Consider the following 8,344-nt stretch of genomic DNA (forward strand, 5'->3'; position numbering starts at 1 on the left):
TGCGAGCCACCCCCTGGTGCGAGCCACCCCTCCCTAGCGGGAACCACACCAGCCCCAACAGTTTCCTGCGCCACACCCGCCCCAGGCCGCAGGCCCGTGTTTGCAAAAGTTTGCATGCGTGAGGTCTTATAGCCTCCTGGCCCGCAAGAATAAACCTGAACACCCGTCCAGGATGTCGACTTTTGCACGTTTCGTTTAGGCCTCGACCGTTCTCGCGCCCGCCCGTAGCCTTCCAACCTAGACTGTCTAACCATGGCGAAGCAGAGGATGAGTACGCGCGAGCGTCTCCAGCTGGTGGACAAATCGTTGCAGGCGCGCCTGAAACGTGTGCGCAAGCGTCTGCTCCCGATCCTGCAGATCGGTTTAGCGGCCGGCCTCGCGTACTTCTTGGCCCGTGACGTCGCCGGCCACCCGCGCCCGTTTTTCGCCCCGATCTCGACGGTGATCATTATCGGCATGACGGGCGGAGACCGTGTTTCTAAGTCCGTGGATATGGCTGTTGGCTGCATTCTCGGTGTCCTGGTTGGAGACCTCATCTTCTACCGGCTCGGCGACGGTGGCTGGCAGATCGCGGTCATCGTCGCCGGTTCACTGCTGATCGCGTCGTTCTTCTCTAGCTCAGTCCTTGTGAACAACCAGGCCGCGATCGGCGCGATCCTGATCGCCACAATCATGCCGCCGGGCGCGGAGGTCACTGGCCTGGACCGCACGGTGGACGCGATCATCGGCTGTCTGGTCGCGATGGCCACCATTGCGCTGATCCCGCAGGCGCCGATGCAGTCGGCCCGCGCCGAGGTGTCGAAGGTGCTGGGAATTATGTCGTCGGTGCTCGACGATGTCTCGGACGGCCTGCGCGACAACAACCCCGACGTCATCGACGAGGCGCTCGAGCTCATCCGCGGTTCCCAGACCGGTATCGATGACCTCGCCTCTGCGGTGAAGGCCGGGCAGGAAACGTCGCGTGTCTCGCCTTTTTTGTGGGGTACGCGCCGCTACATTAACTCGCTCGCCCGCGTGATCCCGCCCGTCGATAATGCGGTGCGTACGGCGCGAGTGCTTGCACGCCGGGCGCGTGTGCTTGCCGACGACAACGATTCCGCCACCCCCGCCCAAATCCAACTCCTGGACACCCTTTCCCAGGTGTGTCTGGAGCTTTCCGAGGTCTACGACGTCAATTCACGCGTCGCCCAAGCCACCGTCATCCCGCAGTGCGTCAACGAACTGCGCCAGGCCGCGCAGGAGGCGGGTATGGACGTTATCCCGGAGGACGGCGTGCTGTCCGCCTATGCGATTCTGGCGCAGACTCGCTCGCTGATCGTGGACCTGCTGATGGTGTGCGGCATGTCCCACGAGTCGGCGCTCGCGGCCCTCGCACCCACCTCGAAGACGCCGAAGGTGGAGCCGGAAACGTTCGACTTCGACTAGCGCGCCTGGCGCTCGCGGCCCTCGCGGTGCTTTGATGCCCCGCACCCGTTCTGGCCTGCCCCCGTGCCCTGCGCTCTGCCGCCGGCCGCGCCCCGCCCCGTGCCGTGCCGCCTCGTTTTCCGCGTTTCCAGCTAGCAGGGTCCAGCTAATCGCCCCCAGGAGCCGAATAGCTGGGTCTTAGTAGCTGGATCCGCGGTTTGGGGGGTGCGGAGCGGCCCAGGCGGAGCTGGCGGGGTGGAGCTGGCGGCTGGTGTCGGCGGCTATGGCAGGGGACTTCCCTGCCCCGCACAGCGAAAACCCCGGCTGGGAGGAAAACCCAGCCGGGGTTAGAGGCGTCTAGCGCTCAGTGTTTAGCGCTTGTTGATGTCGCCCTCGACGTCGCCCTCGACAACGCCGTCGGTCTCGAAGCGCTCCTTGCGGACTTCCTCGGAGACGGTCTCGGTGTCGCGGACGGTGTCCTTCTCCAGGGAAACCTTCTCCACCGGGACGGACTCCTTGGAAACGTTCACGCGCTCCTCGGAGAGGGTGACGGAAGCTTCCTGCTCGCCGATGTTGGAGTCGTAGTTAGCGCGGTCAGCGTCGGTGATCGGCTCGCGGACAACGCGGACCTCTTCGCGCTCAACCGGAACCTCAACGGTCTCGGTCTCGTTGACAACGTACTTGCGCAGGCGAACCTCGCCGGTCTCGACGCGGTCCTTGGAGACGTTCAGCTGCTCCTCGGAGCGGATGATCTCGTCGTTGTCAGCGACCTCGCGGCGGTCAGCGTCGACAACGTCGCGACGCTCGGTGTCAACGTCGGTCTCGACGTTGCGCTCGCCAGCCGCGTAGCCAGCACCTGCGGCACCGGCTGCGCCAGCACCAGCAGCGCCGGTCTCTGCGAAGCGGTTACCGGTCTCGTAGGTGGTCACGTCCTGGGTGTTCTCCAGGCCGTAGTGGCGGTAGAAGGCATCCTGGTCCTCGGTGGTGAGGTGGCCGTTCTCGTCCAGATCCGGTGCGTCCTCGATGCGCTCCTTCGGGAATGCGAGGTGCAGCTCGCCATCACGCAGGGTGTGGCCGCGCAGCGGGACGATGGAGTCGCCGCCACCGAAGAGGCCGTGGTTGACGGAAACGAAGTCCGGCTGGCCGGTGGTGTCGTTGACGTAAACGTCCTTGACGCCGCCAACCTTGTCGCCGTCGACGTCGAAAGCGGTAGCGTTTGCCAGATCCTCGATGCGGTTGAAGTCAGCCATGATTTCTCCTTAAAGATTTCGGCTAGTAAATTTGTCTTGCTCCGCAGTTTCCGTCTGAAGCGGTCCTTGCGGGAACAAATCCGAATGTAGGGAAGGCCCCGCCCCCGCGTCTGGACGGTCGTCCAAAATTGGCCCCCTGAACAAAAGTTCGAGCGACAAACCCCCCGGTTTCAGGTAGCCCCTTGAATGTGGCTGTGACGTGGACATTTGCCTATCGACGGCACCGAAAACGAAAAAACCTACAACACTTTCAAATACCGGCGAGGTAACGAAACGCTAACCAAACGCCACAAAATTCCCACTGTGAGATAAATCACGTTTGGGAATTTAGGGCTCTCGCACGCTCTGGATGTCGCGTAAATGGCGGTAGAAGGTGACCCGGGAGACGGGTCGGGGGCGCAGAATGCCGTCAATAAGCACGGCGATTTCCTCGCCTCCTGATTGCAGCGCGCGGCCCGCGAGCACCCGGGAGGAGTCGGTGCGGCGGACGGGAAGCCGCCGGAGGAAGCGACGCGTGGGCACAAGCGGGCTGGTGAAGGGGACCGCGACCAGCCCGGGCGCGTCCACGGTGGGCACGAGCCGTGCGCCGTACTCGTCGCCGCTGACGAGCACCTCCGAATCCACGACAATTTCGCCGACGTACGGCGCCGACCCGTCGCCGGTGTAGAGCTCCGCGGACCCCGCAACCGTCTCGCCGAAGTCCGTGCGCACGCAGGGCATCGGCCGCACCGCGCCCTCAACCGCGAGTGCTACATCGCCTGCGCCCCACACGAGTGCCGCAGGCGAATGTGTATCCACGGGCACGTACCCGACCTCCACCCACATCACATCCGCCCGCATGAGGCGGGTGAGCACGAGGCCGAGCGCGCGGTCGTCGCCGGAGACAATCACGCGCACTGCTTCTGCGGGGCGCTGCGGCGCAAACGCCGGCTCGCCGAGGTGGGACACGTTGGGGCTGGCCTGGATCTCGTCCAGAGACGGGGTGGGGTCTTCCGGCAACACCTCGCGTGCGATCTCCGCCAGAAACTTCAGGTCCCGCTGGCTGGGGTGCTGCGGAAGGTCGAAGCGCTGGGCGCCGGGGATGACGGGCGCGTCGCCGCACGCGCAGTAGATGAGCCGCATGGCGCTCACGCTACAATATGGCCGTTATTGCGCCATATATAAGGAGTGTGCGATGTCCGCCATCATCATTGTGGGCGCCCAGTGGGGCGACGAGGGCAAAGGCAAGGCAACCGACATCCTCGGCGGCAAGGTCGATTACGTGGTTAAACCCAACGGCGGCAACAACGCGGGCCACACCGTTGTGGTGGGCGGGGAGAAGTACGAGCTGAAGCTGCTTCCGGCTGGAGTGCTCAGCGAAAACGCCACCCCGATCCTGGGCAACGGCGTGGTGGTGAACCTGGAGGCCCTTTTCGAGGAGATCGACGGGCTCGAGGCCCGCGGCGCCAACGCGTCCCGCCTGAAGGTCTCCGCCAACGCGCACCTGGTGGCGCCGTACCACCAGCAGCTGGACCGCGTGCAGGAGCGCTTCCTGGGCAAACGCGCCATCGGGACCACTGGCCGCGGCATCGGCCCCACCTACGCCGACAAGGTCGCGCGCGTGGGCTTGCGCGTGCAGGACATCTTTGACGAGTCCATCTTGCGCCAGAAGATCGAGTCTGCGCTGGACGTGAAGAACCAGATGCTGGTGAAGATGTACAACCGCCGCGCGATCTCCGTGGAGGAGACCATGGACTACTTCGGCCGCTACGCCGAGCGTCTCGCGCCCATGGTGGTGGATGCGGAGCGTGTGCTTAACGACGCCCTGGACCGCGGCGAGCACGTCCTCATGGAGGGCGGCCAGGCCACGATGCTGGATGTGGACCACGGCACCTACCCGTTTGTCACGTCGTCCAACCCCACCGCCGGCGGCGCGTGTGTGGGCTCCGGCATCGGCCCGACTCGCATCACCGGGGTGCTGGGCATTGTGAAGGCGTACACCACCCGCGTGGGCGCCGGCCCGTTCCCGACGGAACTGTTTGATAAGTGGGGAGAGTTCCTTCAGGTCACCGGCGGCGAGGTGGGCGTGAACACCGGGCGCGTGCGCCGCACTGGCTGGTACGACAGCGTGATCGCGCGCTACGCCTCCCGCGTCAACGGCTTCACCGACTTGTTCTTGACCAAGCTGGACGTGCTCACCGGCATCGGCGAGATCCCCATCTGCGTGGCCTACGACGTGGACGGCAAGCGCTTCGACGAAATGCCGCTGACGCAGACTGACTTCCACCACGCCGAGCCGATCTACGAGACCATGCCGGCCTGGGACGAGGACATTACGGAGTGCCGGGAGTTTGAAGACCTGCCGCAGAAGGCGCAGGACTATGTGCTTCGCCTTGAGGAGCTCTCCGGCGCGCCGATCTCCTACATCGGCGTCGGCCCGGGCCGCGACCAGACCATCGTGCGTCACGATGTGATGCAGCGGTAGTGGTTTCCTGGGGTTTCGGGGGCTAAGCGGCGTCGCGCTTTGTGACGTCCCTTCGGCCTTTCCACTCCCTTCGGTGGGGAGACGATTGAATCAGTGTGCAGGTGGATGCGCGCATCCAAGAGACGAACACCACTGTCCAGCAGCGTCTGGGCTTGTTCGCCTCAGAAGTCGCTTTCCAGATCGACGCCATCAATAGGCGGCCGGGCTAGTACGGAACGGGTGCGAGCGGCTCCGTACAGGACCTCGAGCTCACGGGGTCTTCCGGCAACGCCTAGGCAAAGATTTCCCGCACGAGGGAGTGTGGAGGCTTCTGCCTATCGACGCCTCGCCGGCCACCCCCATAAGGGTGATAAACGAAAACTTGCGTCACATTCTTACCTGAAATTAAGAACCGTCTCGTTTTGGTCCGTCGATTGGAGCTTCGGAGCTTGTGGCTGCACAGCAACTTAGCAGGAAGTTTTGTGGTCTAAAGTTCCTAGCTGCGACTCCGCTGATCGTGCCCTCTCATCTTTCTTTCGGGGGCGATGAAGTATGCGTTTTTGGGTTGCTCAGGGTGTTGTTAAGAACGGCGCCGCTCGGACATTAGTTGTGATCGACGTGTCGTGCATTTCGTAAGCTCCTCTGAGCTGTCTGTGCAGGTGGTAAACGCCATATGTCTAATTAGTCAAAGTTTAGCGCCGTTTTGTGGGGGGGTAGATGTTCATCAAAGGGGCATTGCAGACGCCTTGGGGCATCCGTACGCTTGTCTATGTTGGCCCTTATAGACAATTGGCTAGCTGTACAAATGTCACGGGCTCAGCGTTCTGTTGTTTCAGAGATTCCTCGAAAGGGACTTGTATGAAGAAGAACTACATCGCTCGTCGCCGCGGCACTTCGGTTGCCGCTGCCGCGTTGTCGTTGGCTTTGGTTGTGCCTTTGGCGCAGCCGGTGGCGTTTGCGCAAGAAGCGCCTGCTGCAGTGGCTGCTGCTGACGCTCCTGCCGACGCGCGGGGGAAAAATGAGTTGGTGCCAAACGCGATCTACACCAAGGGTGGCTGGCGTGACTACTACGGCTACCACGGCTATGCCTACATCAATAAGCAGGGCCGTGCGGATGATCTGGCGGAGAGTAATGAGCCGCTGAAGGGCAATGTCATCTACTTACAGTATGTAAATAAGAACGGCGAGGTTTCGCCGACGTTTTACACGTTGACAGATTCCGAGGGGCGCTTCTCGTTTGATCTATCGGAGAGTGTGACGGACCCGATTGGTGCACCGCGCTGGTATCTGGCCGGTGATAGCGACTTTAAGGTCCGTGTCTGGGGCGAGAACCCGGATGAATCGAAGTACTCGGTGGTTATGGCTGGCGATATGCAGTCTGGCCGTTACACCAAGCGTTTGGATCGTGTTCAGGAGTCGTGGAACTTTACGGTTGGTCCGGCGGGTTCGCGTATTACCAACGGTCGTTTTGTGCTGGAGGAGAAGCCGAACCACGTTGGTTGGTTGGCCAAGCCGGAAGAGGATTGGACCCGAGCTCTCGACGGTGAGACCGGCGAACCGACCGTTGATGGTCAGTTCCCGGACTACGGCCGTCACGGTGCGATCGATGGCGGTACGCGTATTTGGTGGGAGTCTGGTGAAAACGCTGGCTCGCTGCCGAGCCAGTACGCCTACAACGTCAATCAGGGTGACCGTGCCGCTGGTGGCGTAGAGATTGTTGCGTCTTACCTCAACGATGAAGTTGTGCGTGAGATTGAGGCGTGGAAGGACGCTAACCCGGGCTACACAGTTGAGCAGGAACGTGAGAACCAAAAACGCATCATTGATGCGTACCAGGGTGAGCACGGTGAAGGTTCCCACATTGCAGAAACGGTTGTTGCGCCGTCGAAGGCTGATGGTTCCTTCTACCTTCCGTTCAAGGGGACGAAGGGCTACTCCTGGAAGCGATCGAACCTCGGTGCGAACAAGGTTGTCAGTGAGGACGAGTGGGGCAAGGTCGCTGATGACTACAAGAATGACAGCCTGAGCACGTTCAACGGGGCGTCGTTGCGGGACGTACGCCACGTCAACACCGATTACATGTACGTCTACCCTCGTATCGAGGGTCGCGATGTGAAGCTGTCGTCGTTCCCGATGAACATGTTCCAGAACATCGAGGACTTGGGTAGCTCGGGGACGAGTAACAACATGGGCAATATTCGCTTCCCGTTGATTAATGCGCAGCCGATTTTTGATATTCCGGAGTACAACTCGTATGACAATAAGGGCCGTGCGGGTTCGAAGGTGACCACGAAGACTGCTGGATTGGTGCCGAACACGGATTATGCGATTCGTTGGTACGCCACGACCGAGGACGGTACGCAGGAAGAGCTTGAGGATGCAATGTGCATCGTCAAGAGTGATGACAAGGGTGTGCTGCCGTCGTGTGATTTCCAGGCGCCTGAGGATCTGAAGGAGACCACGGTCTTTACAGCAGCTGTGGTTAATGTTGATCCGGCGTCTGGTGAGCCGTCTGATCGTTGGGAGATGGCAGACTCTTTTACCGCTGTGGTGCCGGAGCAGTTGCCGTTGGGTTCGAAGTATGACGAGTACTCGGCTGATGAGGTTGCGCCACTGTTCAATGATCTGCCGAACAACGTCGTTGAGGGTGCCGAGCCGGAGTACGCTGCTGAGGGTCTGCCTGCGGGTCTGAAGATTGATCCGAAGACGGGCGAAATCACGGGTACCCCGACCGAGGCTGGTACCACTGAGGTAACCGTAACCCGCACGGTTGATGTTGAGGTCGAAAAGTGGGTTCCGGAAATCGACGCTGAGGGCAATCCGGTGTACGAGAATCCGGATGCGCCTGAGGAAGATCGTGTTGAAAAGGTCACGAAGCAGACGGTGACTGAGCCTCGTAAGGAAGAGGTCGTTACCAAGATTGTGGTGACGGACACTCCGCTTGCTGATGGCGTCGTTGGTGAGGAGTATTCCCAGGATGTCAAGCCGGAAGGCTTCGATGTTCTGCCGCAGGGCTTCGAGCTGAAGAAAGACTCCATCACGGTTGAGGGACTTCCGGAAGGTTTGCAGTTCGAGGGCGGCAAGATCACCGGTACTCCAACGGCTGAAGCTGCGGCTTCTGAGGAGAATCCAAACGTTACCGTGACCTACACGTTGGTGGATCAGGACGGCAACGAGACTCCTGGACACATCGATGTTGTGCCGCTGAACATTAAGTCGGCGGCGCAGAACGATGAGTTCGAGCCTG

At 61.4% G+C, this 8,344-nt stretch carries 5 protein-coding genes; 3 read left to right on the forward strand and 2 right to left on the reverse strand.

Annotated elements, in window-relative coordinates; translation table 11 throughout:
• Window positions 1-252 precede the first annotated feature (252 nt).
• The gene (locus HMPREF2791_RS03855; protein WP_070844443.1) at window positions 253-1,425 is read left to right on the forward strand and encodes an FUSC family protein; all 1,173 of its coding nucleotides are present in this window, start codon (window positions 253-255) and stop codon (window positions 1,423-1,425) included.
• 350 nt (window positions 1,426-1,775) lie between these two features.
• Here the strand turns inward: HMPREF2791_RS03855 and HMPREF2791_RS03860 are convergent, their stop codons facing one another.
• On the reverse strand, window positions 1,776-2,654 hold the full coding sequence (locus HMPREF2791_RS03860) for a PRC and DUF2382 domain-containing protein (RefSeq protein ID WP_070844444.1): 879 nt from the start codon (window positions 2,652-2,654) through the stop codon (window positions 1,776-1,778).
• 327 nt (window positions 2,655-2,981) lie between these two features.
• A complete protein-coding gene (locus tag HMPREF2791_RS03865; RefSeq protein ID WP_070844446.1) occupies window positions 2,982-3,776 on the reverse strand; it encodes a hypothetical protein in 795 nt (264 codons plus the stop codon).
• Window positions 3,777-3,828: 52 nt separating this feature from the next.
• Here HMPREF2791_RS03865 and HMPREF2791_RS03870 point away from each other — a divergent pair, with 52 nt between their 5' ends.
• Window positions 3,829-5,118, forward strand: coding sequence for an adenylosuccinate synthase (locus tag HMPREF2791_RS03870; protein WP_070844447.1), 1,290 nt, complete (start codon window positions 3,829-3,831; stop codon window positions 5,116-5,118).
• An 837-nt stretch (window positions 5,119-5,955) separates the two neighbouring features.
• On the forward strand, window positions 5,956-8,344 hold a 2,389-nt coding region (locus HMPREF2791_RS03875; RefSeq protein WP_210400152.1), incomplete at its 3' end, for an Ig domain-containing protein.

The sequence above is a fragment of the Corynebacterium sp. HMSC034A01 genome, assembly GCF_001838175.1.
Classification (GTDB): Bacteria; Actinomycetota; Actinomycetes; order Mycobacteriales; family Mycobacteriaceae; genus Corynebacterium.